Origin of the sequence: Bifidobacterium sp. MSK.13.1 (assembly GCF_019131435.1) — a bacterium.
GTDB classification, from domain to species: Bacteria; Actinomycetota; Actinomycetes; order Actinomycetales; family Bifidobacteriaceae; genus Bifidobacterium; species Bifidobacterium pseudocatenulatum.
In genome coordinates this window covers 22,934-48,329 of record NZ_JAHOMM010000011.1, presented here as the reverse complement: position 1 = coordinate 48,329, position 25,396 = coordinate 22,934, and the positions used below count along the sequence as shown (strand labels likewise).

Sequence of the window (25,396 nt, the reverse complement as noted above, 5' to 3'; positions counted from 1 at the left end):
TCATTGACTATAAAGAAGTAGTACAAATACGCTCTTGAGTTCTCAAACCACCACCGCTCACCCGCCTCGAGGCACCCCAACCGGGGAACCACTCGCCGAGCGGCAGCGAAGAGTCAATTTACACGAACCCCGGCAATCACGCAAATCGACCCTTCCAAAGATACCCTAAAACCGTTGCAAATAAACACATCCCTCGGCGTGTCCCGATTCCGTCCATCTGAATCGTCTTTCTCCTTTTCCACAGAAACCAGCTCATCCTTCCGGAAAACATGTTCGTCGTATGAGTCGCCTTATCAGGAATTGACGGAACGATACGTTGAGGGGATTCTGTTATCCTGTGGGGCGCAGCGGAGCACAATGACCTGCCAAGACGGGATGGTCCCTTTCATGAGCAGGCTTTTGACTCAAAATAGAAGACGGATCGAATATTCCGCAGTGATACCGTGAAGGGAGGGAACGGCATGGAGGCGCAGCCTATGAGGCTACAGGACCTGAGACTCAAGGAAGGAATGTCTCTAGAACAGCTGGCCGAGCTCTCCGGCGTGGATCATGATCGTCTCGTCATGTTCGAAAACAATCCGGAAACCATACGCAATATGCATTTGGACACCGCTCGCCAAATTGCCAAAGCATTGCACTGCAACGTGTTGGAGCTCCATCCCGACGAAGGTTGGAGAGGCGGAATCCACTGCGCTGAATCCGGGCTAAGAGACATTCGTCGGACTCGCGGCTATACGCAAAACGAGTTGTCAGAGATGACAGGGATTCCCCAGCCGAACATCTCTTGGTTTGAGACAGGCTATCGCTCGACCTCAGGCATGCGGCTGGATACAGCCAGGCGTCTGTCGGAAGCGCTTCGATGCGATCCGACAGATTTCCTAAAAGAAGCGTATAGCCGATATGAAAATAAATGTTGTATCTGATTTAAAACAAACACTTAAATTTCATCGGACGCCATACTTCAACAAACGAATGCATCCCGCGCACCTCCCATCTCACCAAAAAGATTAGGCAAGAAAGAAGCCCATCAATCATTGACTTCACAAACCTTTCCCTTCCAGAAAGCTGGATAACGTCCGAGATTTTGCGCACTTTCGGACGTTATCTGGCGCGGAGGACGCATTTGCGCAGTTCGGAAGCGATGAGCACGATCATGGCAAGGCCGAGGCATTCGACCCATGCGCCGACGCTGAGCGGTACCGTACCGAAAGCGGTGTTGAGGAACGGAATGTAAATCACCGCCAGCTGCAATACCATGCTCAGCGCGATCGCGCCCCATAGCCACTTGTTGGAGAACAGTCCGACGAACGCTGACTGCAAGTGCGAGCGCGAGGCAAGCGCGTTCAGCATTTGCGCGAACACGAGAATCGTGAAGCCCATGGTGCGTGCTTCCGTCATTTGTGCGTCGTGACCGATCGCATCGACGGAACGGTCGGTGAACAGACCGCCGTCCAAGTGCATGTCCATGCCGATCAGGGTGACGGCCGCCATAATCACACCGATGAAAATGATGTCGCCCCACATTTCGGCGTCAATCACGCGATCGGTGAGTTTGCGCGGCTTGCGCGCCATCACATCGTCGGTGGACGGGTCGACGCCCATGGCGAGCGCGGGTGCCGCGTCGGTGAGCAGGTTGATCCACAGCAGCTGCGTGGCAAGCAGCGGCACGGTCACGCCTTGGCTGCCGGGCTGGGTGATACCGAGGAATCCGGCGAGCATCACCCCGCCGAACACGGTGAACACTTCGCCCACATTAGAGCTCAGCAGGTAGCGCAGGAACTTGCGGATGTTGTCGAAAATGCCGCGTCCTTCACGCACGGCTGCGACGATGGTGCTGAAGTTGTCGTCGGCGAGGATCATTTTCGCGCTCTGCTTGGTCACTTCAGTGCCGGTAATGCCCATGGCGACGCCAATATCGGCGGTTTTGACTGCGGGAGCGTCGTTCACGCCGTCACCGGTCATGGCCACGATATTGCCTTGCCGTTGCAAGGATTCAACGATCTTCAACTTGTGTTCCGGCGCGACTCGCGCGTAGACGGACACTCCGCTGGTCACCTTGTCGAATGCCGCTTCGTCGGGCAGTTCGTCGAGTTGGCTGCCGGTCATGGCCGTGCCGCCCTTGTCGATAATGCCCAGATCGGTGGCGATGCGCGCCGCGGTCAGCGGGTGATCGCCGGTAATCATTACCGTACGAATGCCGGCGCGATGCGCTTCGGCAACCGAATCACGCACTTCCGTGCGCGGCGGATCGATGATGCCGATCATGCCGACCCAAATCAAATCGTTCTCAAGCACATCGCTTTGTTCCGCAATATCGGCAACATGACCTGCGGAATTCAGCATGATTCCCGGCACTTGCGCAAGAGAAGCGGTACCGAGCGGACGATAAGCCTGACCCAACGTGCGGTATGCGTCGGAGGAAAGCTGTTCGACAGTCGCAAGAATCTGCTGACGATCACCTTCCGTAAGTGGGCGAACGGCACCGCCGACCGCAATCCTGCTGCAATATCCAAGAAGTACATCGGGGGCACCCTTGGAGAAGACGGTCAGGCGGCCGGCGTCAGCGTTGTCTTGCGCCACGATGGACATGCGCTTACGTTCGGAAGTAAACGGGATTTCGCCAACGCGCTCGTAGTTGGCGTACTTGCGATCCGCCTTCACTTTTCGTGCTGCGACGATGAGTGAGACTTCGGTCGGGTCGCCGACCGCCTCCCACGTTACGTTTTCCGCATTTCCGGCAGAAGCAGCAGATTCGCGCAGTTCGCCGTCGTTCGCCAACGCGCCCACGGCAAGGGTCGCAACGGCTTCCGATTCGATGATCCCGCGTATTTGCGCATGTTCCATGGTCTGTGGATCGACCACCATGCGGCCTTCCGGCGCATAGCCGGTGCCAGTAAGCTGCACTTCGCCGCTCGGAGTGACCACGCGCTCCACGGTCATCTCATTGCGGGTGAGCGTGCCGGTTTTGTCGGAGCAGATCACCGACGCGGATCCGAGCGTTTCCACCGAATGCAGCTTCTTGACGATCGCATTGTGCATGGCCATGCGCTGCACGCCGAGCGCGAGCACCACCGTAAGAATTGCAGCCAAACCTTCCGGCACGGCCGCGACCGCCAGCGAGACGGCCAACAGTAGCGAATCGATCACATCGTGAACGTCTTGGAAGCCTTCGGTAAGCGCGAGCGCGACCAGCACCACGACCGCGATGATGCATACCGCGCTGCCGAGGATTTTGGAAACGTAGTTCATTTCCTTTTGCAGCGGGGTTTCGTCATCTTCCGTGGCTTGCAGCAGATCCGCGATTTTGCCGACCTGCGTGCCCATGCCGGTGCTGGTTACGATGGCACGGCCGGTGCCTTGCGTTACGGACGTGCCGTTGAACACCATGTTGGCGCGGTCGCCGAGGGCCTTCGCCTGTGCGAGGGTATCGGTCTTTTTGCCGACGGGCACGCTTTCGCCGGTGAGGCTGGCTTCCGCGATTCGTAGGCTGGCGGCGGCGAAGAGGCGTCCGTCCGCGGAAACGGAGTCGCCTTCACCGAGCACGATGATGTCGCCCGGCACCACGTCAACCGTGTTGATGCGTTCGATTTTGCCGTCACGCAGCACGTTGGTCTGCGGCGCGGTCATGCTGGAGAGCGCTTCGACGGCCGCTTCCGCCTTCGATTCCTGAATGTAGCCGAGTACTGCGTTGACGATGAGGATCAGCACGATGACGATGGCGTCGAACGGCAATGCTTCGCCGCCTTCCGCACCCGGTACGGCGTTGGCGCGTTCGATGAACCATGCGACGAGCGAAATGCCGGTTGCGGCCAACAGCAGGTAGACGAGGGGGTCTTTGAATTGTTCGAGGAATTTCTTCCATTTCGGCACCGGTGGTGCGGACGCGAGTTCGTTCGGTCCGTACTTGTCGAGTCGACGCTTGGCTTCCGCTTGACTCAGGCCGGTATTCAAATCGACACCAAGCGATTGCGCTACGGTTTGCGCATCGGCGAGCGACGGATCGACTTGCGTTTGCGTCGCGGTTTTTGCTGCTTGTTCGAAATTTCCCGAACTGGTATCGCGGAATTGGGTGGATTGATCTTCCTTGCGATCAACCATGATGATCTCCTTGGGAGCGCCGCGGAGTAGTCAGCACTCCCCTGCCGTTGCGATAGTGCGAAATAGCGGAAAATTGCGATTTTCGCAACCACTCGCCGAACTGGGCAATGCTGCGCGGTTGTGGACACCGGACGTGCGCCATCGGTGCATTCCTGCCATTATTACACACCGTGACCATTTTGCAAGAGCGCAACGCACCGTCTTTTGTCAAGATTTCACAAAATCGTGAAACATAATCTGCAATCTTATTTCGACCGCGCATTCGATTACACGGCAACACCGACGGCAATGTCGCTACCATCTTTGGCGGAAGTGTGATATGTTATCGGATGTTAGTAAACAAAATTACTTACGCTATGATTCGTAGCGTACATTGGCAACGTCGCAATGGATAGGGGTAGTTATCATGGCAGCTCAAGAAGCCGCGCAATCACAGCAAACGCAAGGGGTTCCGGAATCGCGCATCCTGCAGGCGCGGCAGGCGAACGCAAGCTGGCTCACCGATCCGACCGTATTCGCGGTGAATCGCAAGCCCGCGCACTCCAATCATCGGTATTTCCTGGGCGAAGCCACCGAACCGAAGCAGAATCTCGACGGTGTATGGAAAGTAAACGTTACTCAGGCCGCATCCATCGACGTGGAAAACGCGCCGTTCGCCGCAGCTGACTTCAACGATGCCGGTTTCGGCGCGATCAACGTGCCCGAACACCTGCAGATGGCCGGCTATTTGAAGAACAAATATGTGAATGTGCAGTATCCATGGGATGGCCATGAGGATCCGCAGGAACCGAACGTTCCCGAAAACAATCATGTGGCGATCTACCGCCGTTCCTTCACGCTTGACCGTCCGCTCGCCGCGACGCTGGAAAATGGCGGCACCGTCAGCATCACGTTCCACGGCATGGCCACCGCGATCTACGTGTGGGTCAACGGCACGTTCGTCGGCTATGGCGAGGATGGTTTCACCCCGAACGAATTCGACATCACCGAAGCGTTGAACGTTGACGGCGACAACGTGCTCACCGTCGCCTGCTACGAATACGCGAGCGCCTCTTGGCTGGAAGATCAGGATTTCTGGCGTTTGCACGGCCTGTTCCGTTCCGTGGAGCTCGCCGCACAGCCTCGCGTGCATGTCGAAACCGTGCAGATCGAAGCCGACTACAATCCCTCCATGGCCGCCGGAACGCTGAATGCAACCCTGCAGTTGCGCAATGCAAACGACGCGGCCACCGTCAAGGCGAAACTGCGTGACGCAAACGGCACTGTGGTGTGGGAATCCACGCAATGCGCCAACGAAACCATCACCCTCAATTCCGGCGCGCTGAAGAACATTGCGCCATGGAGCGCCGAAGAGCCAACCCTGTATGAGCTGACGGTGCTTGTCGTCGGCCATGACGGCCCGCTGGTCGAAAAAATCGTGCAGCGTATCGGCTTCCGCACATTCCGTATCGAAGACGGCATCATGAAGCTCAACGGCAAGCGCGTGGTCTTCAAGGGCGCCGACCGCCACGAATTCGACGCGAAGCGCGGCCGCGCCATCACCAGGCAAGACATGATCGACGACATCACGTTCTGCAAGAGGCACAACATCAACGCCATCCGCACCTCGCACTATCCCAACCAGGAATACTGGTACGACCTGTGCGACGAATACGGCATCTACCTGATCGACGAAACCAATCTTGAAACGCACGGCAGCTGGGTTGCGAACAACATCGAAACCCCCGAAACTGCGGTGCCGGGCAGCAAACCGCAGTGGGAGGACGCGTGCGTGGACCGTATCAACAGCATGATGCGCCGCGATTACAACCATCCGAGCGTGCTCATCTGGTCGCTTGGCAACGAGTCGTTCGCCGGCGAAGTGTTCCGCGCGATGCACGCCCACGCGCACGCGATCGGCCCGAACCGCCCCGTGCATTACGAAGGTTCCGTGCATGATCGCGCGTTCGACGACGTGACCGATATCGAAAGCCGCATGTACGCGCATGCCGACGAAATCGAGGAATATCTCAAGTCCGATCCGAAGAAACCGTATATTTCCTGCGAATACATGCACGCCATGGGCAATTCCGTCGGCAACATGGACGAATACACGGCTTTGGAACGCTATCCGCAGTATCAGGGCGGATTTATTTGGGATTTCATCGACCAGGCGATTCTCGACAGCAACGGTCGCATGTGCTACGGCGGTGATTTCGGCGACCGTCCGAGCGACTACGAATTCTCCGGCGACGGCCTGCTATTCGCCGACCGCACGCCGTCGCCGAAGGCGCAGGACGTCAAGCAGCTGTACGCGAACGTGCATATGACCGTCGATGCTTCCGGCATTACGATCACCAACGACAATCTGTTTGTTTCGACGGCTGATTCCACGTTTGTGTTGCGTATTTTGGCTGATGGCAAGACGGTTTGGTCTTCTTCGCGCCGCTTCGATGTTGCTGCAGGAGCAAGTGAACATGTTGAGATCGATTGGCCAGTTGACGATTACCGTGCAAGTGCGCAGGAGCTGGTTTTGGAGGCGTCCCAGCAGTTGACTTCCGCTTGCGATTGGGCTCCGGCTGGGTATGAGCTTTCGTTCGGCCAGTGCGTGGTTGCGGGTGGCAAGAACGTCTCTGCGGGCGATGCAGTTAACACCACTTCCGATGGAGCGATCACCTTGGGCCGCTGGAATATCGGCGCACGCAGTGCGGGCCGTGAAGCCCTGTTCTCCCTTGCACAGGGTGGCATGGTGTCGTACAAGCTTGGCGAGCGCGAATTCGTGTTGCGCAAGCCGCTGATCACCACGTTCCGTGCGCTGACCGACAATGATCGCGGCGCGGGCCATGCGTTCGAGCGTGCGCAGTGGGCGGTTGCCGGAAAGTATGCGCGTTGCGTTGATACGAAGGTTGAGCCGCTCGGCGAAACCGCAGTTTCCGTCACTTACACGTATGAGCTTGCGATTGCGCAGCGCACGAAGGTCACCATTCGTTACGTTGCCGACGTGCTTGGCCACGTCGATCTGCATGTTGCGTATCCGGGTGAAAAGGACGGCGATCTGCCGACGATTCCGGCGTTCGGCATTGAATGGATGCTGCCGGTCGAGTATTCGAATCTGCGATTCTATGGCGTCGGCCCGGAGGAAACGTATGCCGACCGCAAGCATGCGAAGCTGGGCATTTGGGATACGAACGCCTTCCGCGATCGCGCGCCGTATCTGCTGCCGCAGGAAACCGGCAACCATGAGGACGTGCGTTGGGCTGAGATTACGGACGATTCTGGTCATGGCTTGCGCGTGAGCCAGACTGCGAATACTGAAACCGGCGTTACGAAGCCGTTTGCGATGAGCCTGCTGCCGTATTCGAGCACGATGCTTGAGGAGGCGCTGCATCAGGACGAGCTGCCGGAGCCGAAGCACATGTTCCTGCGCGTGCTCGCCGCTCAGATGGGTGTCGGCGGCGACGATTCCTGGATGAGCCCGGTGCACGAGCAGTATCAGCTGCCCGCCGACCAGCCGCTCAACCTCGACGTAGCCCTCGACCTGTTCTAGTTTCAAGGATTCAGTCGATTCCTACGTGCGAAATGTCTCCCGATTCTTGATTTCAAGGATCGGGAGGCATTCGTTGTGCCGCAAGGTGACTTTCGGCCTCACGATTCGCAGTTCTGTCTCACGATTTCGCAAGATCGTGCGACAATTCGGAAAAAACATGCGATCAGACCATCAAAATGGACGATGAGGGGGATTTTGTTGATGGCTTAAATTAGACGGATTGCCTAGAATGAGGGCAGAACTTCCGAAACGTTCGAGCGCAGGCGGGCAAATTCGCGCGCGTCCGAGCGTCACGAAGCACGCTCTTTCAGGAAAGGGGCCATCATGAGCGACGCAATGAACAACCCGTATGCGAACAATCCGAATCAAAATGGCAGCAACGGACAGCAGCCGCAAGGCCAGCCGGAATACGGGGCATACGCACCAAACCAGCAATCGCAATCCCAGCAGCAGGGCGGCAATCCCAACAATTCGGGCAATCCGTATCAAAGCGAGCCTCAGACCCCATGCTACTTCGACGGTCCCAACGCCAACCCGAATCCCAACCAGAACGGCTTCTTCTACGCGAGCTACACCACCGGTCAGCCGTACGGCCAACCATACGGACAGCAGAACAGCCAATCCGACGCTGACAACGGCACCAACAATTGGCAGCCGATCAGCCCGTTCAAGCTCATGGAGGAATGGCTCCCGAAGAAGGCAAAGAACGCGATCCGCGGCACGTATGCGGTACTCGGCATCGCCGCCGTCATTCTCGGCCTGGCACTGCTGATTTGGCCCGGTGCCACACTGAAGGTCGCCGCAATCGCGCTCGGCGCATACTTCGTGGTTTCCGGTGTGGTCCGCATTGTGACCGCAATCGTGGAACTCGGGCTTCCGGGAGGATGGCGCGTGCTTGACATTCTGATCGGCCTGATGCTGTCTGTCGGCGGTGTGGTCATGCTGAAAAACGCGGCGCTTTCCGGAGCCACACTCGCCGTGCTCATCACCATGGTGGTCGGTCTCGGCTGGATGCTGGAAGGCGTGATGGCGCTCGTGGAATCGTGGCGCATGCCAAGCTCCGCATGGGCCGTAATCTACGCACTGCTGTCGATCGTCGCCGGCTTCATCGTGCTGTTCTCCCCCGTCAGCTCCACGACCTGGCTGATCCTGTTCGGCGGATGCGCGCTTGTGGCGATCGGCATCGTCGCGATCGTACGTGCGTTCACCTTCGGCAAGTCCAAGCGCAAGTAATTTTTTGCGGCGCGGGCCGTAAAGTCTGATTATCTCTGTTTTCCCAGGGGCACCAAGCAACAGCTCGGTGCCCTTTCCATAGCGAAATCGCTTTTTATACCAAGATTCAAAGTCGCACAACCATGAATCTTGGTATTAATACTGGTATATAATTGGGTATGAAATTCGGTTTTAAGAAAGGTTTATCATGGCAAGCGCACTTGACATACTCGATGACCTTGCTCCAATCAGCGAGCTCAGCAATGGTCGTACTTCCGCATTGTTGCAGCGGGCCGACCACGATCCAGTCATTCTGATCAAACGAAACAAGCCGTCCTACGTTCTCATGAATATCGAAAACTATCGCGCTCTCATGGAACGAATCGAAGACAACGAAGACTTGCTTCTTGCCGAAAAAAGACTCGCCAACAGTACTGGCACAACTATCAGCAACGAAGAGGTCATGCTCGATCTCGGCATTTCCCCAAGCGACCTCGCCGAGGCACCTGAGCCGGAACTCGCATGAACTGGCAAGTTGAATGGCTTGACGAAGCCAAGAAAGACATGCGCAAACTCGGCAAAGCCGAGCAAATCCAAGTACTCAAGGGAATCGAGAAAGTTCGCACAAACCCACTGCCCACCTCGCAAGGCGGGTATGGCAAACCGTTACGCAATGCCGAACGAACGAAACTTTCCAGGCTTTGCAAAATCAAATTCAGGGATATCGGCATTCGCGTTGTTTACAAACCGTTACTGCGAAATGGAATCATGACCATCATCGTCGTTGGCATTCGTTCCGATAGTGACGCTTACATCAAAGCCAACAAGAGACGCAAAGAATATGGACTATAAGATGCGTCCGCCAATTTTCGGCGAACGTTACTTTTTCTTCAAGATTAGCCGATGATTTTACAAAAGAAGTGACGATCGTCGCATGACATTGATGGTTTGCTTGGCTTAGAATGAAGGCACAACAGAAGAACGAAGAAAAGAAAATAGACAACAAACACAGACTTACGGCAGCGGCCAGAGGAATGGACAAGAAAACAGATACGCGCCGCCAAGCCGAACGAAAGGAAACATCATGAAGAACAACACTTTCAACCAGGTCATCAACGCCAACCTCGCTTCCATCGATCCGGGCTTCGGCCAGTTCGCACTCGCCAAGGCTTCCTCCGACCTCTTCAAGAAGGTCCTCAACAAGTAAGACCGCTTCCTAGACGGGAGGCAAGGCGCAGGCGCCACAGCACCTCGCCCCTCTTCTTTCCAATCCTTAAATCACATAGCGGGAGGCCGCGGTTCCAAACGGAATCGCGGCCTCCCGCTTTTCACGTACGCCGGCTACCCCTCCTCAACAGCGAGATTGCGGGCGGCGGCGCGTTCGCGTGGGCCGCGCGTCACGTAGAAGCCGATTGCCACGATGACGAACATCACCGTGCAGCAGATCCACAGCACACGGCTGCCGAACGCGTTGAGAATCCAGCCTCCGACCAACGGCGAGAACGCGTTCGACAGCGACCACACCAGGTTGTATAACCCTTGGTAGGTGCCGCGCACATCCTTTGGCGCGATGTTCGCCACCGTTGTGGCGGCAATCGGGAACGTGCCCAGCTCGCCAAGCGTCCACAGCACAGTCGCGATTGCGAACGCCACCCACGAATTCGCGCCGATCTGGAACGCGTATCCGACCGCCGTGATGGACATGCCGAGCACCAGCACTCGGGTGTTGCTCATCCGCTGGAACAGACCGATCGCGGGAATCTGCAGCAGACACAGCAGACCGCCGTTGATGGTCAGCAGACTGGAATATTCATCCGTGCCAAGGCCGATCTGCGTCATGGAAATCGGCAGGCCGCTGACGATCTGGTAATACGCCAGCGTGTACAGGAACATCAGCACCACCATCGACATCAGCGCGCCGTCGGCGCATGCGCGACGATAGCTGCGCCATACGGAGAACCGCTGCGGCCGCTGCGATTCGCCGGTTTGTTTCACAGCATGTTCCACGGCATTTCCCGCAGCTGATTCCGCGGATTGCGACGCCCGCGCCGGCGCGACCTCGCCCCGCGGGCGCTTGCCCAGCCCGACTTCCTTGAAGAACACGATCATCAAGATCGTGGCGAACACCAGCACCGCGGCTTCCGCGTAGAACATCAGCGCATAGGAGATCTTCACCAACTGGTTGGCGATGATCGGGCCGATCGCGAAGCCGAAATTCGCGGCCCACGTCTGCAGCGAATACGCGCGCTTCTGTTTGCGGAACGGCACCACGTCGGACACGTACGCCGCGACCGCGGGCGTCGGCATGGATGAGATGGCGCCGTAGACCAGCAGCGCGATCGCCATGATCCACGGATTGCCGATGAACGCCAGCAGGACCAGCATCGCGGCGGAGCCGAGATTGCCGATGACGATCATCGCCGGGCGGCCGAAGCGGTCGGACAGCGCGCCGCCATAGAGGCAGCCGAAGATGCCGCCGAAACCGTACATGGAGACGATGGTGCCGGCCACGCCCGCGCTGACATGCATGTCAGACACCAGATACATGGAAAGGAATGACGTGACGAAGCGGCCCATCCACAGGATAAGCAGCGTGACCCACAAGCCCCAGAACATGAGGGGCAATCCGAAAATCTCTTTGTTCTTCTCCATTCTTGCCATCATATCGAGCAATATCGAGCGGACGCGACGCCAGTAGCCTTTTCCCGGGGTGCTGGGAGAATGGACAACTATGGCAATGAAAAAAGGACCGACCAAGGGGTCGGGTGGAAAGCATCGTAACGCGCTGAGGGGCAAGGGACCGACCCCCAAGGCCGAAGATCGCGTATATCACAAGGCTTACAAGGAAAAGCAGGCTACCAATCGTCGTAAGATGGCTGATCCGCGACTGGCGGCACGCCGTCGCGCGGCAAAGTTCAGCTCAGAATCCGACGATCTCGTCATCGGTCGCAACGCCGTTCTCGAAGCGTTGCGCTGCGGCGTGCCCGCGAGCACGCTGTATGTGGCCGCACGCATCGAGCACGACGATCGCACGCGCGAAATCATTCGTCTCGCCGGCATTCACGGACTGAACCTCATGGAAGCCGACCGACTGGAAATGGACCGTATCGCACGCTCCTCCAACCATCAGGGCGTGGTGATGAAGGCGCAGCCGTTCCAGTATTCCTCGCTCGCCGAGCTGGTGGAACGCGCGGACAAGAAGTCTCGTGCCATGGAAGCGGCCAACTCCGCAAGCGCACGCATTGCGGCACGTCCGCTGTTCATCGCGCTTGACGGCGTCACCGATCCGCAGAATCTGGGCGCGGTCATCCGTTCCGCAGCCGCATTCGGCGCCAACGGCGTGATCCTGCCGGAACGTCGTTCCGCTTCGGTCACCGCAGCCGCATGGAAGGTGTCCGCAGGCGCAGCCGCGCACATGCCGGTCGCCCGCGTGGTGAACCTCACCAAAGCCATTGAAAGCCTGAAGGAACGCGGCTACTACAGCGTTGGTCTCGACGGTGGCGGCGACGCCCTCGTTGGCGAAACCGGTTTCGAAACCGATCCGCTGGTTGTGGTGCTCGGTTCCGAAGGCAACGGCCTGAGCCGTCTCGTACGCGAGACATGCGATTCCATCGCCGGCATCCCAATGTCGAACATGGTCGAATCGCTGAACGCTTCCGTCGCAGCGGGCATCACGCTGTATTCCGTCGCACGCGCCCGCCGCGAGGCCGGTGCCGCCGCTGACGCGAAGTAATCAACACGAAGCAACAGGAAGTAAGCACAACAAGGCAGCAAGTCCGAAATACATATGAGCGGATAGTCCATACGGATTATCCGCTCATTTTGTTGCGCAAATCTGTACTTGGATTGATTTTGCGCTTACCGCAGACCCACTCCCCCGCCAACGATCTCTCGCAACACGTTCTCTCACTTTCAAAAGTCAAAATTTTTTTGAGTTTTGAAAGTGAGGGGTGTGAAGGGATAACAAAAAGCGGAGGATTATTAGTGGTCCTCCGCTTAACGGCTCGGCCCTGCAATTTTTGACTGCGGCTACGCCGCAGACTCAATACTGCCTTCGGCGCGGCTATCGCCTCGTCTCAGGGCACATTGATAGAAAAAGCTCCACTGGAGCTTTTTCTATCAATGTGCCCATACAGCTGCGTCGGGATCGTCGTCGGGGTTGTAGCCGTCGTCGGGATCGTCGTAGGTGTATTCGTCGTCGATCACACCGGAATCGGCTTCGGCGTTCAACGCGTCCACATCCTTCGTGGTGAGCTTGTACTGCGGAAGCACCTTCTCCACATAGCTTTGCACCGCCTCGGCCATCGGCACATCATGACCCGCCTTCTCGGCCAGGAACCAACGGTGGTCAAGCACTTCATGGAAGAACTGAGCCGGTTCGATCTGCGAACGGTATTCACGCGGAATCATGCGCACGGTCGGTTCGAACACTTCGCGCATCCAATCAGTGGCGACAATCTCAAGATCCTCACCCTCACGCCATGTGGAAGCGCGGTAGGCATCCAAATCGTTCAACAGTCGACGAGCCTGATTCTCCTGCACATCAAGACCAGTCAATCGCAGCAGCTTACGATTCGCATAGCCGGCATCGACCACACGCGGACGCACCAGCACACGCTTGCCATCTTCGGCGGTCTTCATCTCCAGCTCATCCACATCAAAACCAAGCTCATTGAGCTTGTTGACGCGCTTCTCGATCTTCCACATCTCATCCGGACCGAACTTGTCGGTATCAGTCAGCGCGCTCCACAGCGAATGGTAACGATCCACCAAACGGTTGCCGATCGCAATTTCGTCAACACCGCTCGGCAGCAGCGAACCGGACGAAAGATCCATCAATTCGCCAATAATGTTCGTACGGGCCAAATCAACGTCGTACTCGCGCTGGCCTTCCGTCAGATTAATCTGCAGATCACCGGTTTCCGCATCAACCAAAAATGCGGAGAACGCGTAGGCGTCGCGCAGGAACAACACGTTCGACAGTGACACATCGCCCCAATAGAAGCCAGCCAAATGCAAACGCACCATCAGCACGGCCAACGCGTCGATCAGTCGTTCCGCGGTATCAGGGCGCAGATTACGCGCGAACAGCGCACGATACGGCAGTGAGAACTTCAAATGCTTGGTGACAAGGATCGCTTCCAGCGGCTCGCCTTCACGGCTATGACGGCCTGTGACCACGGCGATCGGCTGCACGGTCGGCAGTTCCAGCTTCTGCAGGCGACGCAGCAGCTCGTATTCTCGTTCCGCCACATTGCGCGTGATTTCCTTCATGGCGTACACTTCGTCGCCTACGTGCACGAAACGCACCACATGCCTGGAAATACCACGCGGAAGATTGGCCAGCAGGTCTTCCGGCCAAGTAGCCAGCGGCTTTTCCCACGGCAGGGTGAACATCTTTGGATTCGAGCTTGCGGCGGTGATTTTCAGCGCATGCGGCTCCGGAGATGAGGCAGCCGGATCTTCGGCCTTCACGGAAGTTGCTTTCAGCACACGGGGATCCATCTGTGGCAATTCAAGAGATTCCATGAATCAACAATTTACCTGTTGACCTACCCGAAGAAGCAAGTATGGACGAATCCGTTTCACCTGCCGATATGCGATGATCTCAATACTGGAATCTCACTATCCATCTCATATTACGATCGAATATTACGATCGATGCTACAAACAGACATTACAAGCCGATATCGTGCTTGCGGAAAACAAAAGAAGCCCCGCACCGACGCGGGGCTTCTCCAACGAGACGATAAGAGAGGAAGAGCACGTCTCGTTTAATGGTTGACGGAAGTTCGCGCTTCCGCCAAGTTTTTATTCAGCCACCCGCCAGCCGATTTCCGTAAAGGATATTCCCCTGAAGAAACAGCCAACGGTTGGTTACTCGGTATCAGCTCAGTTCAGACGCAGCTCGGTCGACGGAGCGAACAGGTGCATCTTGGACGGGTCGATCTTGATCTTGACGGTATCGCCGACCTTCGGGAGAGCACGCGGGTTCACGCGGATCGTGGTGAGCTTGTTCTGATCGGACATCATGGTGGATGCCTCGGCAGCGGAGCCATCGGTGATGATGTTGCCGTAGATGTAGCCATCGGAGCCCAGATCCTCAACGTTCATGACCTTGAGGGAGAAGGCGTTGGCGTCATCCGGGGCGGCCAGGGAAGCGTCTTCCGGACGGAAGCCGACGACGATCTGGTTGTTGTCTTCAGCGGTGAGCTTGTTGACGGCCTCGGCCGGCAGATCCACGGTGTCTTCGCCGATCTTTGCCTTGCCGTTGACCACCGGGTGGGTGTTGATGTTCATCGACGGGGAGCCGATGAAGCCAGCGACGAAGACGTTGGCCGGGCGATCGTACAGCTCGGTCGGAGCGCCGACCTGCTGCAGGACACCGAGCTTGATGACGGCGATGCGGTCACCCATGGTCAGAGCTTCGGTCTGATCGTGGGTCACGTACAGGGTGGTGACACCCAGCTGGCGCTGCAGAGCAGCGATCTGGGTACGGGTCTGCACGCGGAGCTTGGCATCAAGGTTGGACAGAGGCTCATCCATGAGGAAGACCTTCGGCTCACGGACGATTGCACGGCCCATGGCCACGCGCTGACGCTGACCACCGGACAGAGCCTTCGGCTTACGATCGAGGTACTCGGTCAGGTCGAGGATCTCAGCGGCCTTCTCGACGCGCTTGCGGATCTCTTCCTTCGGGGTGCCGGCGATCTTCAGAGCGAAGCCCATGTTGTCGGCCACGGTCATGTGCGGGTACAGAGCGTAGTTCTGGAACACCATTGCGATGTCGCGGTCCTTCGGCTGCATCGTGGTGACGTCCTTGCCACCGATGAGGATGCGGCCCTTGTTGACCTCTTCAAGGCCAGCGAGCATACGCAGAGTGGTGGACTTGCCGCAGCCAGACGGGCCAACCAGCACCAGGAACTCGCCGTCCTTGATGTCCATATTCAAATCATCCACCGACGGCTTATCGTTGCCCGGGTAGATACGAGTAACATGGTCGAATACGACTTCTGCCATGATTTGTCATCCTTTCAGAGGCAGGTACGTGCCTCACGATCCGTTGTAAAGGGATTTCTTTTCGGTGCCTCGCCTTGCGGCTTACGACTTCGACAAAGCCACAATTCAAAGCGTTAATTTATTTCTTTGGTTTGGCGAAGGTTCTCTTCGTTGAGCCACGTTCCATGATACATACAACGCTAAAACTGTCAATGCGTGTCGCGAGTCGCGCTGTTTACCTACGCTGGCAAAAGGGGGTTAACGGCGTAGTAAATACACGCCTTTATCGCCATCATGCAAGACAATGGTGCGGAGCGAAAGACAGAACAGGGAGGTTGCAGTGCGCAATATTAGAATCGGCGTGGTCGAGGATGATCCCGCAAGCTGCCAGCTGGTACTTGACTATCTCAACCGATATCAGCAGGAAAATGACGAACAATTCACCGTTTCCGTATTCGACGACGGCGCGAGAATCGTAGAGAAATATACCCCTGTTTACGATATTTTACTGCTCGACATCGAAATGAGCGAAATGGACGGCATGGCCGCCGCGAGACGCATTCGCGAGCGCGACGACAAGGTCGTGATCGTGTTCATCACCGCCGCACCGCAGTATGCGATCAGCGGGTACGAGGTGCGCGCATTGTCGTATCTGCTCAAGCCCCTGCCGTGGTTCGCGTTTTCACAGGAACTCAAGAAGTCGATCGACATGGTGAGGCGCAATGGCGACGATTCCATGCTTATCGAAACCAGCAACGGGCAGATGCGGCTGAATCTTGCCGATATTCTGTATCTCGAATCGATCCGGCATACCATCGTCATCCACACGTTGGAAGGCAAACTGTCGATCAATGGCACGCTCAAAGACATGGAAACGAAACTCGCCGACCACCATTTCTTCCGCTCGAATTCCTGCTATCTGGTGAATCTCAAGCATGTGACGGGCGTCGCCGACCAGGATTGCGTGATGTCGAACGGCGAACAGTTGCGCGTAAGCCGACCACGCAAGAAGGCGTTCCTCGCCGCGTTGACCGACTATATAGGAGGTGGCAGGTGACCAGCGTGATATTGCCGAATGCGCTGGCCGGATTGGCAGGAGGACTGGCAGGAGGCTCCCCTTCCATACCTTCCGTTTTGGTGACCGTGCTTTCGGTGCCGCCGATGACGCCAATCACCAACGCTCTGCCCGACATCCCCCGTTCTTATACGGCGATCTGCGAATGGGCCGCGTGCATGGTGTATATCGCGGTGTCGTATCGTCGCGTGCCGCTCCGACGGTCGATCATCGTCAGTGCGGCCGGATTGGCATCGCTGGTCGCGGTGCAGTATTTCGACGGCAGTATGCCGATCTGGTTCTGGATCATCGGTATGCTGCTCGCATTCGCCTGCATGTATGCGACGATTCTGCTCGGCGCGGGCACCGGCAAACGCGAGGGCCTGTATATTACGGCGCGCGCATTCGTGTTGGCCGAATTGGTGGCGTCACTACATTGGCAGATCGTTACGTTCATTGGCGTGCGCGACGGATTCGCCGATTACGATTGGCGTGCGATCGCGCTGCTGGTCGTTACGTATGCATTGTGCTTCGGTCTAGCTTGGATGGTTGAACGCGGCAATTTCAGCCAGACCACACCTACCTTGCCGACCGCTTCCGCCGCGATTGCGACGATGGCCATCATGATCGTCACATTCGCCATGAGCAATTTGAGTTTCGTGTCGACGAACACGCCGTTTTCCGGTTCGGTCGGCCAAGAAATCTTCTACATTCGCACGCTGGTCGATTTCTGCGGTTTCGCGATCCTATATGCGCAGCAGGAGCAGGCGCGCCGTATTGAGGCGAATACGGAACTCGCGTCGATCAACGCGCAGCTGGAAAGCCAGCATCAGGAATACCTGCAATCGAAGGAAAATATCGAATCGCTAGGCCGTCTTGCGCACGATCTGAAGCATCAGCTTGCGGCGTTGCGTGCCGAAGTCGATCCGAAGCATGCCGCGGCCGGCTTCGAGCAGCTGGAGCAATCGGTGCAGCGCTATAGCGCGCAGCAGCATACCGGCAATCCCGTGCTTGACGTTATTTTGACCACGAAAGAGCGCACGTGCGCCGATCGAGGCATTACGTTCACGGCGGTCGCGGACGGCTCGCTGCTAAGCGGCATGTCGTCGATGGATATCGCATCATTGTTCGGCAACGCGCTTGACAATGCGATCGAAGCGACGTCGAAATTGCCGAAACGTGAGCAGCGTCTGATCAAACTTGCGTTATACGAGCAGAATCGCTTTATTGTTATCCGGGTTGAGAATTATTACGATTCCCGATTGAAGAAGGATGCGGAAGGCAATCTGCGCACCACCAAGCGCGACGATCAGCATCGGCATGGTTTCGGCGTGAAGTCGATTCGTCATATCGCGCAGCAGTATGGCGGCGAAGTGACGATTCGCACCGAAGACCACTGGTTTGTGCTGACCGCGCTTATTCCGCGGAAAACCGGCCTTATGGCCATGTAGGACTGGCCATAAGGCTTAAGGCGGCTCCGCTAGTTTTCAAGATTCTGCGCAGCGGCATCGCCGTCAGACGCATCACCGGCATCACCGCCTGCCGATGCGTCGCCACCAGCATCGCCGGCATTCGCCGCACCTCCAGCCGCGCCGCCCGCCGCACCGCCCGCCGCAGCACCGCCAGCCGCACCGCCCGCCGCAGCACCTCCAGCCGTATTGTCCGGACTATTCGCAGCACCACCGTTAGAGCCCCCGTTAGTGCCGATATTGGTGTTGTTCGTCACGGTGTTGGGAGTCGACGACGCCTCCTGGTATTGGTCCATCGCCTGCTGAACGGCGTCTTTGGCGGCATTCAGCGCGTCAACGGCGGCCGTCACGTCGTTTTCCTTGAGATTGGTGCCATTGGCAAGGTTTCTGGCCGAGTCAATCGCCTGCTGCAATGCCACGCGCACGCTGTCATCGGCCACCATACCGTCGGAATTGTCGAGCACGGACTGCGCCTGCTCGATCGCGTCATTGAGCTGGCCCTTCAGACGATTCTGCGTGGCCAGCACTTTGGAAGCGTCGACGGCTTCGGCCGCATTTGTAATCTTTTCGGCCTTGTCGTTCATGCTCCGTGCCTCGGATGCCATGGCTTTCGCGGATTTCTTCAGCTTGCTGATGCCCTGCGACGTGTCGCACGACAGGATTTTCGCTTCCTTCGCGTTAGATATGGCCGCATTGAGCTTAGTGACGGTGCTGGCGTCGGCGACTTGATCGGCAGTGACCTTCGCGCCGGTTTTTCCGATTTCCAAAGCGTCGGAAAGCGTGTTATTGGCACTTTGCAGCTGGCTTGTGGAATCCTTGCATTGCGCGGCTGCGCTGGTAATGGCTGATTTCTTGGAATTATTCGAAAGCATCCAACATGCAATACCGCCAATCAAAGCAATCACGACGATAGCCGCAATCACGATAGCGACGATTTTGCCGGTATTCTTCGGTGGTACCGGAATTTCATTGCTGTAATCGCCGTAATCCTCGAAAACACTGAAATCGCTTACACCGTTCACATCGCTTTCTTGCGAAGCGACCGTCGGAGGCTTCGGCGGTTCGGACATGTCAGCCCCCATCACCTCGGTATCCGTCGGAAATTCCAGCCTGAAATTGTTGTCTTTCGTCATACGTCCTTCTTCATCATCGGGCGCTCAGCATCGACCATCTATACGCCGACCCCCTAGCTTACCGCCTAACACACCCTTCAACGCGCATTCGCCTTAATTACCTTCTTTTCCGCACTTTTCGATAGGCGCAAAGCGGCAAGCGGCTCCCCTAAACGCGATGCGGTGAACGCACTCACCGCAACCGCGAATCCAATGGGCACAAACAGATTGATCGGAGCATCCGCAAGTTCCATCACCAAGCAAATCGCCATAAGCGGAGCCTGTTGGGAAGCTGCGAGCAATGCGCACGCACCCAGCAGAGCGTACATGCCAATCGAATTCGTGTGAAACACCTGCATCCACAGAACACCCAGCACAGCACCCCCCGAAGCGCCGAGCGCAATACCCGGCTGCAGCACACCGCCGGAAGCGCCGGAACGGATCGTCAGCAATGTGACAATCGCCTTCGCCAGGAATGAAACCAACAAAATCGGCAGCACAGCCAAATCAACGTCGGACGAGAAACTCAACTGCGCGGTGGCACGGCCATTGCCCATAACCTGCGGCACCCAAATCGCCACCACGCCGGTCAGCAAGCCAGCGAGCGGCAGCATCCACAGAATGCCAACGCCCGACGGCTTGGATTTCTCAGCCCACTGCGAGCCGCGACGGAACAGTGCGCCGGCCGCACCGAGAACCAGCCCCGCAACCAGTGCGAACGCCATGTAATCGGGTGTGAACAGGCCGTCCGCTTTGCCGATCAGGTAGAACGCGTGCGTGCCTTTGACCAGCGACGCCACCCACGAAGCCAGCGCGGAACAGGCGAATGCGAGCGTCACCGTTTCGAGGGTTATGTCGGCGAGCAGAATCTCGACCGCGAAAAACGTGCCCGCAAGCGGCGCGTTATACACGCCCGCAAGGCCGGCCGCAGCCGTGGTCGCCACCAGCATGCGAGTGTCTTTTGCGTCAAGATGCACCCAACGCGCGAACCGTTGACCGAACATCGCGCCCAACTCGCGCGGCGCCACTTCTCGACCGATCGACATGCCCGTGCCGACGATGAAAATCTGCAGCAGCACATGCACGACGGTCTGCCAAATCGGCATAATATCGCCATTTACCGCCTTTTTAACGGACGGCACCTTCGTGCTGCGCGTACGCAACAGCCACCAAATCACGGCCGCGACGGTCGCGCCAACGGTCACGGAAATCAGTCGACGAATCACAGGAACGTTGAACGGGCCGGATTCCTGCGAATTTTCAACATAACCGAGCGTAAGATGCTCGACGCCGTACAGCATAAGCGTCAGCAGGCCAGCGGCCGCGCCAATGGCCACACCCACAATCGCCACCGCCGCAATCAGCGCCGGAATTCTGCCAATCTTTGGCTGCGTTCCTTGAGGATTCTGCGACTCCTGCGATTCTCGTGTTTTTTGCGATTCCTGCGATTCCCGCATCTGCCGCACTCCTTGCACACCGTCTCCTTCGTTCAATTCATTCCCCCAATTGTCCCACCTGCCGCAACGTTCATTTGTTACGCCCCGAGCGTGGCGATCGGCAGCACCAGAATGCCGTCATCACGCCGGTATGCAATATCACCACGCCCGACAATAAATGCCATGAATTCAGGCTCACGAACTTGAGATAGAGGATTTCCGCACACTTTTTCTTTGAAAGCATGTAGTTTGTCCACATTCTTCTCCATGACTTTCAAGTCGCTCAGCTTAATCTCCACCGCAGCCCAGCGACCATCCACCAATTCAAGAATCACATCAACTTCAAGGCCTTTTTCATCCCGATAATATGCGATTCGATTCGTGCCACCCATCGATTCGAGATACACGCGCAAATCACGAATCACCAATGTTTCAAACAAATCTCATACTGAATCAGAGACAATAGTGATGACGCTCTCAGCTTATCCAGCACAACTCATTGCACATCATTTGATAGGGATTGCTGCGAGAGCTGCATCTTTAGGTCATCGACTTTTAATTCCAAACGTCTGATATAAAGCGCCTGTCGACGGATAATCAAATCACGCATATCATTTACCGGTTTCAGGGTTACCTTCATTCGCGCGACTGGAAGTAACCTCAGAATCGGGGAGATTCACTCTGTCTACCGTGCCTGGATCTTCTATTCGTATTGTCTTCCTCCAACGATGCATGCACCGTTCAATACGCTTTTCGCCTATCAACTCAGGACCGAGCCCCGCTTCGCGGAACAGCACAGTGGGAGATTCACCATTTTCAGCACTCGAAACGCATTCACGCTTGAACCACTCTGCATATCGGATACGTGAACCAGTAATACTTATGACCGCAGGCAGCGAAGCCAGATACTGTGCTTGTTCCGGAGAGAATCGTTCGTCGCTCATGCTTACTTTTTTCACTTCATCGTGCAATCATCTGTATGGGATTTGCCGGCCGAATTGACGTCCCGTATGCGACGCCTCATGCGCAATCTGAACAAAATGAACGCAACAAGTAACATGAGCCCCGCTGCCGCGGCAATGCTGCCTACGGCGGCACCCGTACGACCGATAAGGCCAGGATTGCCCGGCTCCTCGCTCGGGTTATTTTCGGGCGGGACAATAGGAGTTCCAGTGCTAAATTTCGGCTCTACTGTGATGTTGAGATCAGCGGATGTGTCTCCACTGCCAGGAATCGAGATGAGGAACGGATCACAGTCGTATGCTTTGTTGACTTTCGCCGAGCTTGTGCGGGAGACCAGATATAGGCCGAGCGGCAGATTCTGGAAAGTGAGCTGACCAGCTACGTTAGTGGTGCCGGCATGCTGGTACAGCTTGTTTTTCGCCGCGTGCGTAGCGAGCTTCTTGGCAGCATCGTGATATTCACTTGATGTCAGGCGTTCCCAATCGGCAGCGAGGCCGGAAAAATCGCCGACGGTTTTATATGAGGAGACGCTACCATCATTGTTCGTTGTGACGGTGGCGACGCGCACGATGGAATAGGTATCGCCGGCAAGCGATTTGGGCGAAGCCGTGTCTCGGCCCCATACGGCATTGATGGTGAGAGCGCCGAAAGAATCAGCTTGCGCATACGGCACCATAGAGCCGAAGGCTGCAAGAACAGTGAGGACGATAGTAACGGCGGCGGCAATCATGGCAGCAATGCGCACCGCACCATATTCGTTTCCGCTATGCAGGTCTAACATGTCTGCCCGGTCCTTTCCGCCGTGATGAATGTGATTGGTTATTTGTATTGGCTGGCTGAGGAGGCAAGTCACCGTCCGGCTCGATGGCTGCGGAGCTAGAATCATCAGACGCGACCTTGGCGCTCCCACTCTGCCGGCGTCGCCGCTCATGCCGTTGCCATAAATGCCATGCGATGAGCAAGGCAATCAGTGCAAGAGACGGCAACAAGTACTGCAGCGGAATGTCCACGTGGAATGTGGATTTGGCGTCATTCTGCTGCTGTGGTGTGTATGGAATACGATGACCGCGCACCAGCAGCCGATGCGTGTTGACCGCATACGGTGTGCAGGTAATGAGCGTGACCAAATCCTTGCCGGGCTCAATCGCCAGTTGTTTGGCATCAGTCGGCAGAACGGTAGTGATCTTATCGACCTGATACGCATACGTGTCTTTAAGTATTGTGATATAGAACTTGTCGCCTTTTTTCATAAGGTTCAAGTCCGTGAACAGTTTTGCCGTGGGCAACCCTCGGTGGCCAGACAGCGCCGCATGAGTGGACGCGCCACCAACTGGTAGTGAGGTCTGTTCCAAGTGACCGATGCCGGATTGCAGTACTTTCTCGGAAGTGCCGTGATAAATAGGCAGGGTCTCCTTGAGCTTAGGCACAGTGATGTATCCCATCATGCCGTCGCCGGCGAGGTTGAGGAGCTTCATGTACTCGGCGTCGGTGGCTTCGGTGTTCACCGCTCCGGTGAGGGCGCTGGTGGTGCCGGAGCTTTCCTCGGCGAGTCTGGTGTTGTAGGCGTGCGCGGCGTCGATCATGCTGCGGTATTCCTCGTCGGAGAGTGCCTCGACGGCCGCGTCGTAGTTGCTGACGACGCGCGAGGCGTTCTTCATGACGAGAAAGTTGCTGATCGTCGGGTAGAACAGGACGAGCAGTCCGATCACGATGACCAGCAACGGCGCGAGGCCGCGCAGCTTCTTAACCATGGATCTCCTTGGTGGGGCTTCCCCGGTCAGGGAAGGCCGGCGCCCCGGTCCCCTTGACGCGGGTCAGGGGAACCGGGGGTCAGTGGCGGTCTCAGGCCGCGTGACGGGACTTGCGGTTGGACTTGACGTACCAGGTCGCGCCGAGGGCCACGATGGCCACGCCGAACACGGTGAACAGCACGGTGCCCATGCCGCCGGTCTCGGGGAGGGTGACGCCCTTGTTGTTCTCGACGGTGATGACCGGGACGGTGGTGCCCTGCGCGTTGGCGTTGTTTACCTTCCAGGACTCCAGGATGCCGGTGTTCTCGTCGTACGTGGCGGAGATGGTGACCGTGATCGGATCCTTCAGCAGGTTATAGCCTGTCGGAGCCTTGATCTCCTTCACCTTGTAGGTGCCTTCCTTGAGACCGGTGAACTGCAGCTTGCCGTTATTGTCGGTGACCACAGTCTTGTCATCGGCGACGGTTTCCGTTCCCTTGGCCGGGCGGAACACACCATCGGAGACCTTCACAAGATTGATCTTGGTGCCGTTCTCGCGCTGCAGTTCGAACTGGGCGCCCTTCAGCTTATCGTTGTGGTCGACCGCGTTGACCTTCTCGATGTCGAAGTTGAAGGTGTAGGTGTAGGTCTTGTCTTCCTTGGTGGTGCCGGTGCCGTTAGAGGCCGGGTCGTTGCTGTACTCGATCTTCGCGTCGTTCTGGTTGCCGGTGGAACCGACCTCGGCGTCCTTGTTCAGGGTGGCGGAGTACTCGACGGTGATGGCCTTGCCGGCGTCATTCTGGTGCAGATTCTTGAAGTTCATCATGTTGACTTCAAGAGCGGTCTTACCAGTATCGGAGTCCGTGGTGTACGTAGCGGTGTAGTCGAGGTCCTTGGTCAGCGTGGTATCGCCGATCTTGACGGTCGGAGCGAACGTGCCGCCCTCGGCGGTGCCGTTCAGAGTAAGGCCCTTGGACAGGGTATCGGTGAACTTGAAAGTGTAGCCGTTGGTGTACTCGGTCATGTCCGGCACGGTGGAGGCGAGCTTGAAGTCCACGGTGTCGCCGATCTCGACGCTGTTGTGCTTCTTGTCGTCGGTGCCGTTCTTGACGGTCTTCTGGATGGTCGGGTAGGTGCTCTTGAGGTCCTGCTCGACGGCGGTGCTGTTCAGCACATTGAGCAGGATGGCATCGGTGCCACGCTTGTCACTGGTATCGGTGGAACCGGCCTTCGGGCTGACGAGGTAGGAACCGTAGGCCAGATCGGTGAACGTCGCCGTGTACTTACCGTCCACGGCAATCTTGGCCGCGCTCTCGGTCTTAATGGTCAGGCCGGTCTGGGTCTTCGCCCAATCGGAGGCCTTCTTGGCGAACGGGACGACCTGGGTCTTCCCGTCCTTGAGGCCGGAGACGTAGTCATAGGCCCTTTGGGCGACGTTGTCGACGGTGGTGTCATCGCCAAGGTTGAACTCAGTCTTGTTCGAGATGAAGAACTGGTTCCACTCGGAGTTCAGCGTGAAGCCGCCGTTGTCGGCGGTTCCGGCGTTGACGGCATCCAGATCGTAGGAGAACATCTGGTAGGCCTTGATTTCCTTGCCGGCGAACTCGGCGTTGGTGCTGCTCACCTTGATGCTGCCGTTGGCTTCCTGAGCGTTGGCGGTGGTGGCGCCGAGGCCGGCGACGCCGAGCATCGTGGCGGCTGCGAGGACGCCCGCCGCTACTTTCCTGACTAGTGACTTCATCACTGTTCCTTTCTCTGTACTGCATCGGTCCCGGTCGGGGCCGGTTCGAGTTGGTT

At 57.2% G+C, this 25,396-nt stretch carries 20 protein-coding genes; 9 read left to right on the top strand and 11 right to left on the bottom strand.

The genetic code is table 11. From position 1 onward, the window contains the following. The first annotated feature begins 461 nt into the window (after positions 1–461). Positions 462–923, top strand: coding sequence for a helix-turn-helix transcriptional regulator (locus tag KSY55_RS08805; protein ID WP_004220947.1), 462 nt, complete (start codon positions 462–464; stop codon positions 921–923). A 178-nt stretch (positions 924–1,101) separates the two neighbouring features. On the opposite strand, the gene KSY55_RS08800 is transcribed toward KSY55_RS08805, so the two are convergent. Then, positions 1,102–4,098 carry a cation-translocating P-type ATPase gene (locus KSY55_RS08800; protein WP_022245465.1) on the bottom strand — a complete coding sequence of 999 codons (2,997 nt, stop codon included), beginning with the start codon at positions 4,096–4,098 and terminating at the stop codon, positions 1,102–1,104. 406 nt (positions 4,099–4,504) lie between these two features. Between KSY55_RS08800 and KSY55_RS08795 the strand changes: the two genes are divergently transcribed. The 5 genes from KSY55_RS08795 to KSY55_RS09230 all read left to right on the top strand — a co-directional run bounded on the left by KSY55_RS08795 (position 4,505) and on the right by KSY55_RS09230 (position 10,043). Continuing rightward, positions 4,505–7,624: a glycoside hydrolase family 2 TIM barrel-domain containing protein gene (locus tag KSY55_RS08795; RefSeq protein ID WP_254881899.1), complete on the top strand. Its 3,120-nt coding sequence runs from the start codon at positions 4,505–4,507 to the stop codon at positions 7,622–7,624. Between the two features lie 324 nt (positions 7,625–7,948). Next, complete coding sequence (locus tag KSY55_RS08790) at positions 7,949–8,857, top strand: HdeD family acid-resistance protein (protein WP_117650235.1); 909 nt, start codon at positions 7,949–7,951, stop codon at positions 8,855–8,857. A gap of 187 nt (positions 8,858–9,044) precedes the next feature. Beyond that, entirely contained in the window at positions 9,045–9,362 is a 318-nt protein-coding gene (locus KSY55_RS08785) for a type II toxin-antitoxin system Phd/YefM family antitoxin (protein ID WP_055063854.1), read from the top strand. Further along, positions 9,359–9,688: a type II toxin-antitoxin system RelE/ParE family toxin gene (locus KSY55_RS08780; protein ID WP_004220956.1), complete on the top strand. Its 330-nt coding sequence runs from the start codon at positions 9,359–9,361 to the stop codon at positions 9,686–9,688. Before KSY55_RS08785 ends, KSY55_RS08780 begins: the two co-directional genes overlap by 4 nt. Positions 9,689–9,920: 232 nt before the next feature. Further along, on the top strand, positions 9,921–10,043 hold the full coding sequence (locus KSY55_RS09230) for a hypothetical protein (RefSeq protein WP_004220960.1): 123 nt from the start codon (positions 9,921–9,923) through the stop codon (positions 10,041–10,043). Between the two features lie 134 nt (positions 10,044–10,177). Here KSY55_RS09230 and KSY55_RS08775 read toward each other — a convergent pair whose 3' ends face one another. Continuing rightward, positions 10,178–11,488, bottom strand: a complete 1,311-nt coding sequence (locus tag KSY55_RS08775; protein ID WP_065440894.1) for an MFS transporter — start codon at positions 11,486–11,488, stop codon at positions 10,178–10,180. A 79-nt stretch (positions 11,489–11,567) separates the two neighbouring features. Here KSY55_RS08775 and rlmB point away from each other — a divergent pair, with 79 nt between their 5' ends. Further along, entirely contained in the window at positions 11,568–12,569 is a 1,002-nt protein-coding gene (gene rlmB, locus KSY55_RS08770; RefSeq protein WP_004220965.1) for a 23S rRNA (guanosine(2251)-2'-O)-methyltransferase RlmB, read from the top strand. A 386-nt stretch (positions 12,570–12,955) separates the two neighbouring features. Here the strand turns inward: rlmB and KSY55_RS08765 are convergent, their stop codons facing one another. Next, complete coding sequence (locus KSY55_RS08765; RefSeq protein WP_004220967.1) at positions 12,956–14,365, bottom strand: DUF4032 domain-containing protein; 1,410 nt, start codon at positions 14,363–14,365, stop codon at positions 12,956–12,958. Positions 14,366–14,728: 363 nt separating this feature from the next. Next, positions 14,729–15,856, bottom strand: coding sequence for an ABC transporter ATP-binding protein (locus KSY55_RS08760; protein ID WP_004220968.1), 1,128 nt, complete (start codon positions 15,854–15,856; stop codon positions 14,729–14,731). Between the two features lie 283 nt (positions 15,857–16,139). On the opposite strand from KSY55_RS08760, the gene KSY55_RS08755 reads away from it, so the two are divergent. Both KSY55_RS08755 and KSY55_RS08750 read left to right on the top strand, forming a co-directional pair. Then, positions 16,140–16,892 carry a LytTR family DNA-binding domain-containing protein gene (locus KSY55_RS08755; RefSeq protein ID WP_217749714.1) on the top strand — a complete coding sequence of 251 codons (753 nt, stop codon included), beginning with the start codon at positions 16,140–16,142 and terminating at the stop codon, positions 16,890–16,892. Between the two features lie 104 nt (positions 16,893–16,996). Next, positions 16,997–18,340: a sensor histidine kinase gene (locus tag KSY55_RS08750; RefSeq protein ID WP_217749716.1), complete on the top strand. Its 1,344-nt coding sequence runs from the start codon at positions 16,997–16,999 to the stop codon at positions 18,338–18,340. Positions 18,341–18,369: 29 nt separating this feature from the next. Here KSY55_RS08750 and KSY55_RS08745 read toward each other — a convergent pair whose 3' ends face one another. The 7 genes from KSY55_RS08745 to KSY55_RS08715 all read right to left on the bottom strand — a co-directional run bounded on the left by KSY55_RS08745 (position 18,370) and on the right by KSY55_RS08715 (position 25,340). Beyond that, positions 18,370–19,491, bottom strand: a complete 1,122-nt coding sequence (locus KSY55_RS08745; RefSeq protein WP_217749713.1) for an FIVAR domain-containing protein — start codon at positions 19,489–19,491, stop codon at positions 18,370–18,372. Positions 19,492–19,568: 77 nt separating this feature from the next. Further along, positions 19,569–20,927, bottom strand: coding sequence for a chloride channel protein (locus KSY55_RS08740; RefSeq protein WP_217749712.1), 1,359 nt, complete (start codon positions 20,925–20,927; stop codon positions 19,569–19,571). A gap of 77 nt (positions 20,928–21,004) precedes the next feature. Then, positions 21,005–21,346, bottom strand: a complete 342-nt coding sequence (locus tag KSY55_RS08735) for a DUF4143 domain-containing protein (protein WP_065447125.1) — start codon at positions 21,344–21,346, stop codon at positions 21,005–21,007. A gap of 171 nt (positions 21,347–21,517) precedes the next feature. Next, positions 21,518–21,850 carry an HTH domain-containing protein gene (locus KSY55_RS08730; RefSeq protein WP_226557207.1) on the bottom strand — a complete coding sequence of 111 codons (333 nt, stop codon included), beginning with the start codon at positions 21,848–21,850 and terminating at the stop codon, positions 21,518–21,520. 11 nt (positions 21,851–21,861) lie between these two features. Further along, the gene (locus tag KSY55_RS08725; RefSeq protein WP_217749711.1) at positions 21,862–22,650 is read right to left on the bottom strand and encodes a cell surface protein; all 789 of its coding nucleotides are present in this window, start codon (positions 22,648–22,650) and stop codon (positions 21,862–21,864) included. Then, on the bottom strand, positions 22,634–23,620 hold the full coding sequence (locus KSY55_RS08720; RefSeq protein ID WP_217749710.1) for a class C sortase: 987 nt from the start codon (positions 23,618–23,620) through the stop codon (positions 22,634–22,636). The genes KSY55_RS08725 and KSY55_RS08720 overlap by 17 nt, the downstream gene beginning before the upstream one ends. A 91-nt stretch (positions 23,621–23,711) precedes the next feature. Continuing rightward, positions 23,712–25,340 (bottom strand): SpaH/EbpB family LPXTG-anchored major pilin, encoded by a 1,629-nt coding sequence (locus KSY55_RS08715; protein ID WP_065440061.1) that lies wholly within the window; start codon positions 25,338–25,340, stop codon positions 23,712–23,714. Between the last annotated feature and the right edge of the window lie 56 nt (positions 25,341–25,396).